Origin of the sequence: Chryseobacterium piscicola, from assembly GCF_900156685.1 — a bacterium.
GTDB classification, from domain to species: domain Bacteria; phylum Bacteroidota; class Bacteroidia; order Flavobacteriales; family Weeksellaceae; genus Chryseobacterium; species Chryseobacterium piscicola.
In genome coordinates, this window is sequence record NZ_FTOJ01000012.1 from 42,269 (window position 1) to 57,709 (window position 15,441).

Sequence of the window (15,441 nt, forward strand, 5' to 3'; positions counted from 1 at the left end):
TTTGAGCTCTGAAATTTTTCAGAGCTTTTTTTATGATTTACATTCACATTCCTTTTTGCAAACAGAAATGCAGTTACTGCAATTTTCATTTTTCTACATCCTTAAATTTTAAAGATGATATGCTTTCTGCAATGAAGAAGGAAATTTTTTTGCGCAAAGATGAACTTCAAAACAAAAATTTAAATTCTCTTTATTTTGGTGGAGGAACACCATCAATTCTAAGCTCAGATGAAATAAAGTCTTTGATTGATGAGGTCTTAAAATACTTTAGTTTTAATTCTGATATTGAAATCACACTCGAAGCTAATCCCGATGATCTAGATAAAGCCTTTTTAAGAGGCATTGCTGATTCTCCGATTAATCGTTTGTCAATCGGAACTCAAAGTTTTTTCGAAGAAGATTTAAAATTAATGAACCGTGCACATTCTGCGTCAGAAGCTGAAAGCTCTATCAAAAGAGCACAAGACTTTGGTTTAGAAAACATTAGTATAGATTTAATTTATGGTTCGCCAACTTCTAGCCTAGAAATCTGGAAAGATAATTTAAATAAAACCATAGCCCTCGAGGTGCCACATATTTCTTCTTATGCTCTTACGGTTGAGCCAAAAACGGCGCTAGAAAACTGGATAGAAAACGGAAAAGTAGAATCCCCAAAAGAAGCGGAGCAAAATCGTGAATTTTTTTACATGAAAGATTTTCTGAAAAATCATAATTTTGATCATTATGAAATTTCAAATTTTGGAAAGCCCGGTTTTCATTCTAAGCATAATTCTTCTTATTGGAAATATTGTGAATATCTTGGTATAGGCCCTTCTGCACATTCTTATAACGGAAATGAAATCAGAAGCTGGAATGTAGCTAGCAATCATCAATATATTAAAAAAATAAATCTCAATACTTTAGCTAAAGAAGAAGAAATACTATCGCCAAAAGATCAATTTAACGAAATGATTATGATTGGGCTAAGAACAACTTGGGGCGTAGATTTATTAAATTTAAAAGAAAAATTCAATGAAGAAATTTTGGAGCAATTTCAAAATGATATAAAGTTGAATATAGAAGAGGGAATTTTAGTAATTGAAAATAATCATCTTAAAATTTCTGATAAAAATTGGTTTATGGCAGACGGAATAGCTTCAAATTTATTTCAGGTTTAAAAAATTCACATCTTGAATCTTAAATCTAAAATCTTTGAGTATTTTTGCACAAAATTTAATCAGTTTTGAAAACAAAAAAACACGATTATTCTCATCTTTCCGCAAAACAACCAATCGGTATCTTTGATAGTGGCGTGGGTGGATTGACGGTAGCCAAAGAAATTAAAAGACTTCTTCCCAACGAAGATCTTATCTATTATGGCGATACAAAACACCTTCCATACGGGGAAAAATCCAAAGAAGCAATAGTAGGTTATTGCGAGAAAATAACGAATTTTTTGCTCGAGAAAAATTGCAAAGCCATTGTCATTGCATGCAATTCTGCAACGGCAAATGCGTTGAAAGAAGTTCTTGATTTGGTGGCAGATCAAGTACCTGTAATAGATGTAATTAATCCAGTTGCCGAAAAAGTTTCTTATGAAATTCACAATAATATTGGAGTAATAGCAACTAAAGCTACTGTAAATTCAGGATTGTACAGGAAAAGCATACGAAAACATAATAAATGGATAAAAGTAGACGAGCTTGCAACTCCGCTTTTGGTGCCTGCGATTGAAGAGGGCTTCAAAAACCATCCTATTACGCATTCTATTATTTATAATTATCTGAGCAATGCAAAATTGAAAAATATTGAAACTTTAATCTTAGGATGCACCCATTATCCGCTTTTGATTGATGAAATCAAACAATATTACGGAAACCGTGTCCGGGTAATAGATTCACCAAATATCGTAGCAAATCATTTGAAGATTATTTTAGATAAATACCATCTGCTGAATAATCATAATCCAAAACCAAACTATCATTTTTACCTCTCAGATCTCACTAAAAATTTTGAGAAAATATCTAAAAAATTCTTTGGTAAAACAATCGATCTTGAGTTGAAAGTTTTATAAATTAAAAAGCTGTTTCAAATTCTGGAGCAGCTTTTTTTGTCTTTTTAAAATAGCTTTATCACTTTTCAAGCCTTCGTTTGGGTGTGTTCAGATAATTCGTCTTTAATGTTTTTGTAAATACAAAATTCCAAAGTTGGCTATTGATGGAGGAGAGGCCTTAATTTAATATCGTCTATAACTCTCTACCTTTTGGTATATATATCTTTTTCAGAATTCTGTTTTCTGTCGTATACCAGGTATTTGTTTTTTGTAGAAAACCGATTGTTGAATTGGTTTTAAAATTTCAATAAGTTTAAGTCTTGCTTTAGATAATTAACAAAAAAAATCAGGAATTAATTTTCCTGATTACTTATTTCTTCCTGCACTTCGGTATTGGGTTCGTAGAAACTAAAACTTACATTTCCATATTTTCGGGTAAATTTAAAATTGGGATGATCAAGTTTTAATCTGCTTTGATGCTCGATAATTAAAATTCCGTTCGGTTTCAAATATTTATTTTTTAGAACCAAAGAAAGCAATTCTTGGTATTTTTTTTCTTCGGTTTCAAACGGAGCGTCGGCAAAAACGATTTCGTAAGATTTATTATTTCTGAATTTTTTCAACCAGTCAAAAACATCACCTCTCTGGGTATTCACCTGCAGACTCATGCCCAATTCTGAAGCAGTTGCATTGATGAAAGAGGTGTGCTTAGGATTCATTTCTACAGAAGTTACATCTTGGCAGCCTCTGGAAGCAAATTCTAAAGAAATAGACCCTATTCCTGCAAATAGATCAAGAACGGAAATCGACTGCATGTCGTATGTGTTTTCTAAAATACTGAAAAGCGCTTCTTTGGCAAAGTCGGTGGTAGGTCTTACATCAAAGTTTCTGGGAGCGGCTATTTTTTTTGCCTTCCACTTGCCTGCAATTATTCTGTACATGTATTGTTATAGGTTTAAGGTTGGGTTGCTAGTTTTTGATGAAAAGCAGAACTTAAGGATTTATTAATATAAATGTAAGTTGCAGCTTCAAAATCTAGGATACAACTTAATTAAGAATGAAATTTTTTGTTGGTGAATTGTTATAAACAATCTTTAAAGTTTTTACAAATTTTTGAAGTTCCGAAATAAAAGTTTCGTTTTCTGTAGTTTCTCCGTAAGCGAAAAACTTGGTCTCATTGATTCCAAAACCTATTTTGCTTAAAGTAAACATTACGAAATAAAGGAAATCTACCTCAGAATTTACATCAAGATTGTTATAAAGAATAACTTTTTTGTCATCAATTGCAAAAAACTCGCATTGGTTGTGATATAAGTTGATATGAATTTCTTTATTGTTTTTAAAACTGATAGAATTTAAAAACTTTTCTCCCGAAAAATTAAAGAAAACAGGAATAGACAAAGCCTTTATTTTTTGATAATACTCTTTCGGAAAAGTGTAATAAAACTGCACTTTAAACTTGCGATTTACAGATAGCATCAATTCCTCTTTTTCTCTATCTACCGGACTGTTGTAGGCTATTAAATCATATCCTGAATTGTGATCTTTGAAACCTTCGGGCATCAAAGTAAAATTGTTCAGTGCTGAAACAACATGTATTTCGTCGAATCTTTGCTTGATTAAAATTTCATCAAGCGTGTTGAGTAGGTGGTTTTCTGGTGATTCTTCATCAGAGAAACAAGACTTTTCTTCCACAATGCTTTTATTTTTAGCAATCTGGTATATTAATGCGTCTTTTGTGAAAAGTAAATGTAGTACGTTCATAAGTCAATTCCTGCAAATTTAATGAAAATCTACCATTACCGCACCCGATTGATGGTGAAGTATTTCTTTGTTGTAAAAATCAAGATTAGTCTGGCTTTCAAGTGTGTCCAAAACTAATCTTTGTAGAGTTCCGTCGCCAATTCCGTGTACAATTTCCAACCTCTTGAGATTGTTTTTTCGGCAAAAATTAACTGTTTCAATCAGCTTTTCCTTTTGTAAGAATAGTCGCTCAAAACCTTCATAATCATTAGGGTTGTTAACCATATTTTCAAAATGAAGATCCAAGATAAATGGGTTTTTATCGTGTTTTTTAGAAAATATTTTTTTAGGCTCGGGCTTTTTTATAATTTTAATATTTTCATAAATTTCAGCATTCTTAGGAACTAGTTTTTCTTTAGGATAAGGATATGTAAAACCATATTCATCTTTAAAAACTACAGTATTCCCATTGACCGAAGTGATTACTCCGCTCAAATCTTCATCTAAAACTGAAACTTTATCTCCTATTTTCATAATTTTTTCATATTTGATACTACAAATAACTTAATAATTTTCATATTTGTTTTTTTTGCCAAAGAAGGATGACACTTCTATCGTGGCTAAAACCAACTCCGTCAAAAATCCTGTCGAATTTGGAATCGCGCTAATGCAAAAAAAAACATTTTACTTAAATTTGAGTATAGCTTAATTTTTGTTAAGTATATTATCTCTCAACGGATTATATTTAAACTAAACCTTCGCTCCCAATTCAATCACCTCCAAATCTTTTATTTCTTCCCCATCAATCACAAAGCGCATCATCGTCCTCATTTTGTGCCATCCTTGTTTCCCACAAGCTCCGGGATTCAAATGTAAAAGATTGTTTTTCTGATCATACATCGCCTTCAAAATATGAGAATGCCCCGAAATAAATAGCTTTGGCGCTTTTGTAGAAATCTCTTTATTGGCTAATGGTGTATATTTTCCGGGATAGCCACCGATGTGAATCATTAGAACTTCCACTTTTTCACAGAAAAAACGATTCACTTCAGGAAATTCAGAACGAATTTTTGTTCCATCAATATTTCCCCAAACACCTTTTAGTGGTTTTATTTTTTCAAGTTGCTCAATGATTTCAAAGCTTCCGAAATCACCGCAATGCCATATTTCATCAGCTTGTTTTGCGTAATCTAAAATTCTGTCATCTATATAAGAATGAGAATCGGAGAGGAGAAGAATCTTGGTCATTTGTAAATAATTCTTTGCAAAGATAGTCTTTAAAATATTTTTTTTCTTTTTTTGAAGTACAATCAAAGCTTATATTTATGAATAATAATACTATCTTTTTTATGAATACGAAATACCAGCTGACCTTTTTTTTTCACAATTGTATCTCCTATTTCTATTTCGTTTTTATATGAAGACCACCATCTGTTATGATGAATGTATTTACAAGATTTTTTATTTTTTGGTTGATATCCTTGTGTTTTAAACCCATCTGAAGTGAACTTTGCAGATGGAATTTCAACAACTAGAATACACTCTTCCTCAGCAAGTCGATCAGCATTGCCTTCATGGTCAATTTTGTTTGCAATAATAAATACAACAAACAAAATAATGAAGCAAATTATCCAACCTTTATTTTCCTTCATGCTAGATTTATTTTAAATCTCAAGAATAGAATAAGAAAGAAAGAAATTATCGACTTCTGATTAGATCAAATTTACTCAATAATCCCGAATTGATTAACTTTGGAAAAATTAAAAAAAAATGAAGCAAAAGCTATCTCTATTCTTTGTTCTCGTGTCTTTTATCTCGTTTGCGCAGGTTGAAGAAAAAAAACTGGATGATTTGATTCAGAATACTTTAACAACCTTCAATGTTCCCGGAATGTCGGTTGGTGTTATCAAAGACGGAAAAATCATTTATTCTAAAGGTTTTGGTGTTCGCTCATTAACCTCAAAACAGCCGATGGATGATACTACTCTGGTGGGAATTGCTTCCAACTCAAAAGGGTTCACGTGTACCGCATTAGCGATTTTGGCAGACGAAGGAAAATTGGATTGGGACGATAAAGTGTCAAAATACATTCCTGAGTTTCAAATGTATGATCCTTATGTTTCTCAGAATGTAACGATCAAAGATTTGGTAACGCATAGAGCCGGATTGGGGCTTGGACAAGGTGATTTGATGTTTTTTCCAGAAGGTGGAAATCTTACGGTAAACGATATTGTTCACAATGTGAGATATTTGAAACCCGAAAATCCTTTCAGAACGACTTTGGATTATAATAATGTGATGTTCATCGTTGCTGGTGAAATAATTCATCGTGTTTCTGGATTAAATTGGGCAGAATTTATCGAACAGAGAATCTTGAAACCAGTAGGAATGAATTCAAGTTTCGGAAGTTACAACCGAGCAAAAGCTGTTACCAATAAAATTGACGCTCATGCCCCTGCAGAAGGTAAAGTAATTGCCGTTCCACACGACTGGAACGAAACGGCCAACGCAGCGGGAGGAATTATGAGTAACATCATAGATATGACGACTTGGGCAGAATGTTTGATGAATAATTTCACGACTAAAGATGGTAAAAAATTGGTTTCTGATAAAAATATTATGCAGCTCTGGAATCTTCAGATTGCTAGTGGAGTAGCTCTGAAAAATCCTTATGACACTGGTTTTTATGGCTATGGATTAGGTTGGTTTTTGAGTGATGTGAAAGGTCACAAACAAGTACAACATACAGGTGGATTAATCGGAACGGTTACCCAGTTTACATTAATCCCGGATATGAAATTAGGAATTGTGGTATTGACGAATCAACAATCTGGCGCAGCTTTCAATACGATTACAAATACAGTGAAAGATTCCTATCTCGGTGTTGCAGATAAAAACTGGCTGAAAATATATGGTGACAGAATGAAAAAAATGGATGAAAATTTTGATAAGCAGAAGAAAGAAGTTTTTGCAAAATCTGATGCCTTTAAAAAAGACAAAAATCTGCAGCCTAAAGCAGAACAATTTGTCGGGAAATACAATGATTTGTGGTTTGGTGATGTAGAAATTGCTCAGCAAGGAAATACGTACAGAATTTCTTGCAAAAATTCTCCGAGGTTAAAAGGAGAGTTGCTGCCATATTCCAACAATACATTTATAGTGAAATGGGATGATAGAAGTTATGATGCAGACGCATATATCATCTTTAATTATGACGAAAACGGAAAAGCAGAATCCGCAAAAATGAAAGCGATTTCAGATATTACAGATTTTAGTTTTGATTTTGATGATCTGGATTTTAAACGAAAATAATTTTCAGACCCAAAAATCTTCTTATCTTTAAAAAATAAATATTTAAATTAAAATTATGAAATCACTTGTTCTTGCACTTTTACTCATCATTTCAATCGGTAAATTTTCAGCACAAACTACCGAAGGACAAATTACCTACAAAATGGATTTCTCCAGCGACAACCCAGAAATGGCAGTGGCGCTTCCAATGATGCAGGGCTCTACCATGCAACTGTATTTTACAAAAGATAAATCTGCAGCTAATGTTGAAATGGGTAGCATTATGAAAATGAAAAGCGTGATGGATACCAAACTAGATAAAGGAATTATCTTAATCGACGTTATGGGACAACAAATTGCCAATAATATTGAATCTATCTCTAAAACAAAAGTAGATACTGATAAAATAGGAAAGCCAGTGCTTACATCTGAAACAAAACAAATTTTGGGTTTCAACTGCAAAAAATATACAGTGAAAGACCCATCCGGTGAAGGTAATGACTCTGTTTTGTGGATTACAACTGACATTAAAACAACATTGGCAGGACAAAAACAATTCACCAACGGTCTTGAAGGCGTTCCTTTAGAATTTTCTACAATGCAGCAAGGAATGAATGTGCATTTCGAGGCAACCAACTTCATTAAAACACTAGATCATGAAGTATTTAGCACTAAAATACCTGAAGGATACAAAATAATGACAGAGGAAGAAATGAAAAGAATAGGAGCTTAATCTTTATTCCTTTTTAGGAAATAGAATACAGTCAAAAAAAATACAATTCTCGGATTGTATTTTTTTTTATCTTTAAACCAAAGTTTTCGCTATGCAGTGAAGGCTGATTCTATATTTTTTTTCATTAGGAATTTACTATAAAATATTTAAAACATAATTTGAAAAAAAATTCAGATTTGTTTCATAATACAATGACCGTATTGTAAGATATCAGCAAAAAACTAAATGATTTAGAGAAAATTTGCAATACAGATCAACTTCAAAAAACTTTTTAATTCCCTATCTTTAGCATCAAATTTTTCATTAGTGCCAGAATTTTTGCAGGAAGACAGTCCGTTTCAGGTTTTTTTATCATTCAAAAAATATTTGGATGTATTAGAGCATATCCGCTACAACGACAGGCTAGAATATCGGGTAAACTATGCAGAATCTGTCATACAAAGATTTAAAAAAATCCCTGAGCTTTGTGAAGGTTCTCAGGATTTTAGTTTACTTACAAAGCATAAAGAACTTATCAGTATGCTGTTGGCAGATTTGTTCCCAACGGGTCTTACGCACAATGAAATAAAAGCTGCAAGTATTCCATTTACAGATATTACATTTAATTATACAGAGAGATTCAGAAAAATACTTTCAGATGCGGGTCATAATTTTGTTTTAGAATTTCGGGATATGTCTAATGATGAAATGTACGTACTTTGTTGCTGCATTATCATTCAGGTTTACTTTAAAAAAGACGTGAAAATTACCATTCCGTTCTATTACGATATTCCAGACCAGCATGGTATTTTGAGACATTATAAAATTACAGTTAACTCAGATTTTTCTGAAATTGCGCCAATTAATAAAAACAAATTACCCAACGATAAGGAAATTGACGCTCTCCTCGAAAACCTTGATGACTTAAGCCTTTGGAAAAAACATTTCCCACCACAATCTTGGACACTGAAGGGGTTTAATATATTTTCTCTTATTGATTGTACCACTGAAGTGGCCCTTTCTGATCTGAAGTCTACAATGATTCAAATTGATCCGGAAAACCCGCTTCCAAATGAAAATTTACAGGAAATATTTAAGTCTTACTTTGATGTTGCCCAGCTCAATTTCGGTTTGATGCTTATGGATCATCAACATCAGAAATTGGAGAAACTTCCCATCTATGAAAATGTTTTCAGCAATTATCTTCTAGATTTTTGGATAAATCTATACGATGAAAAGATGCAAAAAACAGCTTTCCAAAATCTGAAATACAACCCGAAACCCATTGTGATTTCAGACGTTGATCATTTTGATGATGAGATTCAAAACGCTCCCAACTTTTCTGTACTGGCCAAAAACAACATCAAAAGTTTTATGGTTATCCCCATTGTACATGAAGGTGAAGTATTAGCTTTAATGGAGTTTACATCAGAGATTGCCAAAAGTTTTAATGGTCTTAAATTAAAAAAATTAGATTCACTAAGTGATATTTTGGTTTTTTCACTCAATCGTTTCAAGCATGAAAGAGATAACCAGATTGAGGCTATCATACAGCGGGAATATACTACGATTCACAATTCTGTCATCTGGAAATTTAGAAATGAAGCCGAAAAATATTTCAATGCTTCACTTCAGCGCAAATTATACACTTTGAGGGAAATAAGTTTCAAAAATCTAAGCCCGCTTTTTGGGGTTTCAGACATTCGTTCTTCTTCAGACAAACGTTTTCAGTTGATGCTTGATGATCTCAATGAGCAAATAGATTATCTGCATAAGCTTTTTTCCTCTTCAAATTTTCTGGAAAATGAAAAATATATTTTAGCACTGGATGTTTTCGAAAATGAACTCAATCATGATTTTAAAGCAGACACCGAGCAAAGATTTCAGCGTCTTTTGAGAGAAGAAATTCACCCGTTACTTCAAGCAGAGCTAGAAATTCGTTCTACAGAAGCTATAAAAGATTATTTTTCTAGAGTTTATACTGTCAACAGTTTGTTTTATTCAAATAGACGAAATTTGGATGAATCTATCACGTTGATCAACCGTAAAATCACAGATATTTTAGATGAAAGCCAGGCGGAAGCTCAAGAAATTTTTCCTCATTATTACGAGAGATTTAAATCTGATGGCGTAGAGCATAATCTATACATTGGGCAAAACCTCAATCCTTCAATCCCATATACTTCAAAACATCTTAGCGAATTGCGTTACTGGCAACTGAAAACAATTTGCAAAATAGAGCATGAATTTGAAAATTTCACCAAAGAACTTCCAATTTCACTGGAAATTGCTTCCCTTATTTTTGTTTATAATGAAAGAATAGACATTCGCTTCCGAATGGATGAAAAAAGATTTGATGTAGACGGTGCTCATAATTCTTTCTACGAGATTATTAAAAAACGACTTGAGAAAGCCAAAATTAAAGATTCAGCCGAAAGAATTACCAGTCCCGGCAAAATCACCATAGTCTATTTCGGAATGGAAAACCAGAAAGAATATCTAGGTTATATTTCCAGACTTCAAAAAATGGGAATTCTTAAAAATAATGTAGAATTATTGAGGGTTGAGGATTTGCAGGGAGCTTCAGGGCTTTTGGCAATGCGTGTCTCTTTAGCTTTCAATTTTAAACTTTAAAGCCATTCCCATAAAACGAATGAAAGAGCAATGTAAAAACATTTGGTAAAATTCTATGACCAAAAATCAGGCTATTTCAAGAAAGCTCCAGAAAGGGTGACGCAAGCCTAAACAAATCAAAGACTCAAAAAAGCATACGCAAAAGACAGTACAGAAATAATAATTCCGGCCATAAAAATCTTGTAGGTAATTGAAAGAAGTTTGTATTTTCTATCCAAAACTTTACCCAAAAAATAAAGGTCTTTCATCATAGAATCATAAATGTATTCCCTGTCTTTAATTAAATCACGCATCGAATTTTGAAAATCTTCAAAAAGCATTTGATGAAAATTTCCAAAAAATAGCAGATTTACCTTTCTTTCGGAAATATCCTGTTTTGTGAAATTGGTTTTAGTGACATTTGGTTTTGTAGAAAGAATGGCAAAAATAATAGTCATTACACTAGACAGCAAAAGTAAAAACGTAGGAATAATAAGGTGTGTGTTTTTCGGAGTATCTAATTTCGGAACCAAAACAGAGAGACCAACCGAAATAATAATTGCATTTACAGAAAGTAAAATATTCGCTTTGCTGTCGGCAATATCGCTCAATCTTGTGTGATTATTTAAGGTGACTCTAAAAAGTGTATCTACGCTACGATCCGATTTTTCTTCTTTCTTTTCAGATTTTTCTTTTTTTGGTTTGTCTTCTTTTTCCAGTTTTTTCTCGATTTTTTTTACGTTTTTAAGCTTTAGCGGTTCCCAATTTTCTTTGGCATAATCGGTAAAATACTGGTGCTTATTCTTTAGAAAATCAAGATTCAATTCATTCCATTCATCTGTTGAAAAGCATGGGCCACCTGTTAATTCCCATTCTTTTCGCAAAGCTTCCGCAGAATCATTGTAAAAAGGGCTTGCAAAATGACTGAAATCTGCATCTTTCATGATCATTTCTAAAAAATCTTTCGGCTGATGGTATTTCTGGGTAGCAAGAATTAAACTTGAAACTTCTTCAATATATTCATCAGAAAAATTATCTTTTTTAAGAAAATCTTTCATCAAAACAGCTCCTCTTTCCTCGTGTCCTTCGGCATTACAGTCGGTAAACCCTACATCGTGAAACCATAGAGCAAGAATTATTTTTTCTCTCTCAGTTTCTGAAATTTTACTATGTTTAATGATTTCTTCTCCTTTCTGCACAGCAAAAGAAGTGTGAATAAAATTATGGTAAAAGTAAACCGAAGATAACTTATCTTTGAATAAGCTTTCTACGTGATTTTTAGCCTTATCTAAAATATTCATTGCAGATTTTTCTTAATGTAAATGTATGAATTTATCTTGTATTAAATCTCTTAAAAATAGCTCTGTCATTATGAGCTTTACTGTATCATCTTTGCTTTTTTATTCTTGTGCTACTTACAAAGTTCAAAAAGGAAAAGAGCTGCCGGAAATTCCTGTTTTGCAGGCAAAAAATAAAAATGATTTTAAGATTTTCCTCATTGGGGATGCAGGAAATGCCAATGAAAAACAGGCTCAGTATACCCTAGATTTACTTAAAAACAAACTTGATTCAGCTGATGAAAATTCTGTGCTGATGTTTTTAGGTGACAATATCTATCCTCTCGGAATGCCGAAAAAAGATGACAAAGAATATGATTCGGCCAAAGTAAAATTGGAAAACCAATTAAAAATCACAAAAAATTTTAAAGGTAAAACAATTGTTATTCCAGGAAATCATGATTGGTATCACGGTTTGGAAGGCTTAAAAGCTCAAGAGGAATTTGTAAAATCGTATCTAAAGGACAACAAATCTTTTCTGCCCAGAAATTCTTGTCCGATTGATGATATTAATCTAAGTAAAGACATTAAACTCATTGTTTTAGATACAGAATGGGCTTTAATAAATTGGGACAACTATCCGGGAATTAATAAAAATTGCGATATTAAGACCAAAGAAGATTTTTATGCAGAGTTTAAAGATTTGATTACAAAAAATCAAGATAAAAGAATTATTGTTGCATTACATCATCCTATTATAAGTTCTGGCGTTCATGCGGGATTCAATTCTGCTAAATCTCATCTTTCTTCATTTCAAGGTAAGCTACCGGTTCCCGGTGTTGCTACACTCATTCACACATTAAGAAGCTCGTCTGGTGCAAGCATGGAAGACTTTAGCAACAATCATTATGCTGAATTGGCCGGAAGAATAAAAAACATCGTTCAAGATAAAGAAAACGTGATTTTTGTTTCTGGGCACGATCATAATCTGCAATATCATTCAGAAAAAAACATCCAGCAAATCATCAGCGGAGCTGGCTCAAAAACTGATCCTGTTACGATTACTTCAAAAGCAGATTTTTCTTATGGCGGAAGTGGTTTTGCTGTTTTGAATTTAAGAATAGATCAAAGCGCAGATGTAGAATATTTCTCAACAAAAAATAATGACTTAAAAAATCTTACAAATATTCAGGTAAAAAATAGAACAAAAGAATTTGTTAATAATTTCCCATCTCATCTTTCATCTACTTTTACAAGTGCTGTTTATTCTGAAAAAATGACAACTAAAGGTGAATTCTACACATGGCTATGGGGAAATCATTACAGAAAATATTACGCAACCCCAATTACCAATAAAACTGCAGATTTATCTACTCTAAATGGCGGCTACACTCCTTTTCGTGAAGGTGGCGGAAATCAATCGAACAGTTTAAGGTTACAATCTAAAGACGGACAAGAATTTGTAATGCGTGGTGTAAAGAAAAATGCCATCCGATTTTTAAATAATCAGGGATTTAAAAAAAATAGTTTCGGCTCTGAACTTTCCAATACTTTTCCTGAAAGATTTTTAATGGATTTTTATACAACGAGCCATCCTTTCACCTCATTTTCGGTGAATAATCTTGCAGATAAAATTGATCTGTTTCATAGTAATCCCCAACTTTATTATGTTCCGAAACAAAGGCAATTAGGTCATTTTAACCAAAATTATGGTGATGAAATGTACATGATTGAAGAACGCTTTTCTTCTGACCCAAAAACATTGGCTTCATTAGATAATGCTACTGATATTGTTTCTACCTCTGAGCTTATTAAAAACCTTCAGAAAAACAGCAATTATACTGTTGATCAGGATTTATACATCAGAGCAAGGCTTTTTGATATGCTCATCGGCGACTGGGACAGGCATGAAGATCAATGGAAATGGGCAGCATATAAAAATGGCAAAAATACAGTATACAAACCTATCCCGAGAGATCACGATCAGGCGTTCAGCAACTACGACGGCGCAGCTTTTAAACTGATTATGAATATCCCGATGATCCGTCACATGAAATCTTTTAAAGATGAAATAAAAAATGTGAAATGGATGAATATGGAACCCTATCCTTTAGATCTCATTATTCTGAAAGCAGCCAACGAAAAACAGTGGAACGAACAGGCAAAATATATTCAGGATAATATCAGCGATAGAGATATTAATGAAGCTTTCAAAAACCTGCCAAAAGAAGTGCAGGATGATACTATAGCAGATATCCAGAGAAAACTGAAAATCAGAAAACAAGATCTTGGAAAATATGCGAAGGATTATTATTTTAATTTAATTGAAAAAGTTCCTATAGCAGGTACCGTTAATAAAGATAAGTTTGTGATTTTAAAAAATACAGACGGCCTGGTTAATGTAAAACAATACGAAATTGAAGACAAAAACCAGATCGAAAAATTGGTTTTCGAAAAAACCTACAACGATACGGTAACTAAAGAAATCTGGGTGTACGGACTTGAAGAAGATGATATTTATGAAGTAGCCGGAAACGGGAATTCTAAAATCAACATTCGTTTGATTGGAGGTTATAACCACGATGTCTACAAAGTTGCCAACGGGAATAAAGTGAAAATATATGATTTCAAATCTCAAAAAAATACCTACGAAACCAAAGGAGCTTCAAAATATTTAACTAACGACTACCAGGCCAATACCTACAATTGGAAACACCCGAAATACAACTTTTTTGCAGGTTATCCGAATGCAGATTTCAATCCAGATGATGGGTTAATATTGGGATTTGTAGCCAACTATACCGTTAATAATTTTATTCGTGATCCGTTTACCCAAAAGCATTCTTTGAGTGCCAATTTATATACTGCCACCGGAGGTTTTAATTTGGGATATAAAGGGATATTCAAAAAAACAATTTTCGGATGGGATGCACAGGTTGATGCGCTTTTTACCACTCCACATTTTGCCAGAACTTTCTTCGGATTGTCTAATGACAGTGAATTTGATGAAGAAATCAGCAGAAATTATAATCGTGTAAGAATTTCTCAAATCAAATTTGCTCCATCTATTTCAAAAACGAGTTGGTTGAATTTGAAAAACCAATTTCAATTGACTTTTGAGCATTCTAAGGTGCAAAGAAATGATGATCGCTTCATTTCAATTTCTCCGGATGTGAATCCTGAGGTTTTCAACGGGCAACAATTCGGAGGAGCTAATTATACGTTTAGTTTTAAAAATTCCGATAGCAAAGCTTTTCCTACTTTGGGAATGGAGCTTATTCTAAACGCAGGCTGGAAAACAAATCTATCCAACTTCAACCAGAATTTTGTTGCTTATCAAGGAACATTAAACTTATTCAGAAGAATTGATAAAAAAGGGAAATTTGTATTTGCCAATTCAGCCAACGCGATGATCATCAATAACAATAATTTCGAATTTTATCAGGCAGCGAGCATCGGCGGACGAAACGGAATGCGTGCTTACAGAAACGAAAGGTTTTCAGGGAAATCATACTTTATCAACAGTGCAGAAGTTCGATGGGATTTTGGGCGTGTAAAAAACAGTATTGTTCCTGCGAATATGGGAATTTTAATCGGCTATGATTTGGGAAGGGTATGGAACGATAATGAAAATTCAAACACTTGGCATCAAGGCGTGGGTTCGGGTTTCTGGCTCGGTATTCTAGATATGATCTCCGCAAGAGTTGATTATTTTATTGGTTCTGATGGCGGAAGAATTTCTGGTGGTGTGGGAATGAGTTTTTAGAGGTTTA

Annotated in this window: 12 protein-coding genes; 6 read left to right on the forward strand and 6 right to left on the reverse strand. The window is 33.1% G+C overall.

The features are described from left to right. The first annotated feature begins 32 nt into the window (after positions 1 to 32). Complete coding sequence (gene hemW, locus BW939_RS14735) at positions 33 to 1,157, forward strand: radical SAM family heme chaperone HemW (protein ID WP_076452786.1); 1,125 nt, start codon at positions 33 to 35, stop codon at positions 1,155 to 1,157. A gap of 65 nt (positions 1,158 to 1,222) precedes the next feature. Continuing rightward, positions 1,223 to 2,053, forward strand: coding sequence for a glutamate racemase (gene murI, locus BW939_RS14740; protein ID WP_076452787.1), 831 nt, complete (start codon positions 1,223 to 1,225; stop codon positions 2,051 to 2,053). 332 nt (positions 2,054 to 2,385) lie between these two features. Here the strand turns inward: murI and BW939_RS14745 are convergent, their stop codons facing one another. The 5 genes from BW939_RS14745 to BW939_RS14765 all read right to left on the reverse strand — a co-directional run bounded on the left by BW939_RS14745 (position 2,386) and on the right by BW939_RS14765 (position 5,427). Continuing rightward, positions 2,386 to 2,973, reverse strand: a complete 588-nt coding sequence (locus BW939_RS14745; protein ID WP_076452788.1) for an RsmD family RNA methyltransferase — start codon at positions 2,971 to 2,973, stop codon at positions 2,386 to 2,388. Positions 2,974 to 3,079: 106 nt separating this feature from the next. Next, positions 3,080 to 3,796, reverse strand: a complete 717-nt coding sequence (locus tag BW939_RS14750; protein WP_076452789.1) for a DUF3822 family protein — start codon at positions 3,794 to 3,796, stop codon at positions 3,080 to 3,082. 18 nt (positions 3,797 to 3,814) lie between these two features. Beyond that, positions 3,815 to 4,309 (reverse strand): Smr/MutS family protein, encoded by a 495-nt coding sequence (locus BW939_RS14755; RefSeq protein WP_076452790.1) that lies wholly within the window; start codon positions 4,307 to 4,309, stop codon positions 3,815 to 3,817. Between the two features lie 216 nt (positions 4,310 to 4,525). Then, positions 4,526 to 5,023, reverse strand: coding sequence for a metallophosphoesterase family protein (locus tag BW939_RS14760; protein ID WP_076452791.1), 498 nt, complete (start codon positions 5,021 to 5,023; stop codon positions 4,526 to 4,528). 62 nt (positions 5,024 to 5,085) lie between these two features. Continuing rightward, positions 5,086 to 5,427 carry a hypothetical protein gene (locus BW939_RS14765; protein WP_076452792.1) on the reverse strand — a complete coding sequence of 114 codons (342 nt, stop codon included), beginning with the start codon at positions 5,425 to 5,427 and terminating at the stop codon, positions 5,086 to 5,088. 118 nt (positions 5,428 to 5,545) lie between these two features. Between BW939_RS14765 and BW939_RS14770 the strand changes: the two genes are divergently transcribed. From BW939_RS14770 to BW939_RS14780, 3 genes are all read left to right on the forward strand, one after another. Continuing rightward, on the forward strand, positions 5,546 to 7,087 hold the full coding sequence (locus BW939_RS14770; protein ID WP_076452793.1) for a serine hydrolase: 1,542 nt from the start codon (positions 5,546 to 5,548) through the stop codon (positions 7,085 to 7,087). A gap of 55 nt (positions 7,088 to 7,142) precedes the next feature. Continuing rightward, positions 7,143 to 7,799, forward strand: a complete 657-nt coding sequence (locus BW939_RS14775) for a hypothetical protein (protein WP_076452794.1) — start codon at positions 7,143 to 7,145, stop codon at positions 7,797 to 7,799. A gap of 306 nt (positions 7,800 to 8,105) precedes the next feature. Next, positions 8,106 to 10,412 carry a GAF domain-containing protein gene (locus BW939_RS14780; protein WP_084566673.1) on the forward strand — a complete coding sequence of 769 codons (2,307 nt, stop codon included), beginning with the start codon at positions 8,106 to 8,108 and terminating at the stop codon, positions 10,410 to 10,412. Positions 10,413 to 10,528: 116 nt separating this feature from the next. Here the strand turns inward: BW939_RS14780 and BW939_RS14785 are convergent, their stop codons facing one another. Continuing rightward, positions 10,529 to 11,692: a Pycsar system effector family protein gene (locus BW939_RS14785; protein WP_076452795.1), complete on the reverse strand. Its 1,164-nt coding sequence runs from the start codon at positions 11,690 to 11,692 to the stop codon at positions 10,529 to 10,531. A 70-nt stretch (positions 11,693 to 11,762) separates the two neighbouring features. Between BW939_RS14785 and BW939_RS14790 the strand changes: the two genes are divergently transcribed. Continuing rightward, a complete protein-coding gene (locus BW939_RS14790) occupies positions 11,763 to 15,434 on the forward strand; it encodes a metallophosphoesterase (protein WP_228417251.1) in 3,672 nt (1,223 codons plus the stop codon). Positions 15,435 to 15,441 lie beyond the last annotated feature (7 nt).

Excerpts from the sequence above, each read along its gene's own strand:
- hemW (WP_076452786.1), top strand. The coding sequence starts at position 33 with ATGATTTACATTCACATTCCTTTTTGCAAACAGAAATGCAGTTACTGC.
- BW939_RS14745 (WP_076452788.1), bottom strand. The coding sequence starts at position 2,973 with ATGTACAGAATAATTGCAGGCAAGTGGAAGGCAAAAAAAATAGCCGCT.
- BW939_RS14750 (WP_076452789.1), bottom strand. The coding sequence starts at position 3,796 with ATGAACGTACTACATTTACTTTTCACAAAAGACGCATTAATATACCAG.
- BW939_RS14755 (WP_076452790.1), bottom strand. The coding sequence starts at position 4,309 with ATGAAAATAGGAGATAAAGTTTCAGTTTTAGATGAAGATTTGAGCGGA.
- BW939_RS14760 (WP_076452791.1), bottom strand. The coding sequence starts at position 5,023 with ATGACCAAGATTCTTCTCCTCTCCGATTCTCATTCTTATATAGATGAC.
- BW939_RS14765 (WP_076452792.1), bottom strand. The coding sequence starts at position 5,427 with ATGAAGGAAAATAAAGGTTGGATAATTTGCTTCATTATTTTGTTTGTT.
- BW939_RS14770 (WP_076452793.1), top strand. The coding sequence starts at position 5,546 with ATGAAGCAAAAGCTATCTCTATTCTTTGTTCTCGTGTCTTTTATCTCG.
- BW939_RS14775 (WP_076452794.1), top strand. The coding sequence starts at position 7,143 with ATGAAATCACTTGTTCTTGCACTTTTACTCATCATTTCAATCGGTAAA.
- BW939_RS14785 (WP_076452795.1), bottom strand. The coding sequence starts at position 11,692 with ATGAATATTTTAGATAAGGCTAAAAATCACGTAGAAAGCTTATTCAAA.
- BW939_RS14790 (WP_228417251.1), top strand. The coding sequence starts at position 11,763 with ATGAGCTTTACTGTATCATCTTTGCTTTTTTATTCTTGTGCTACTTAC.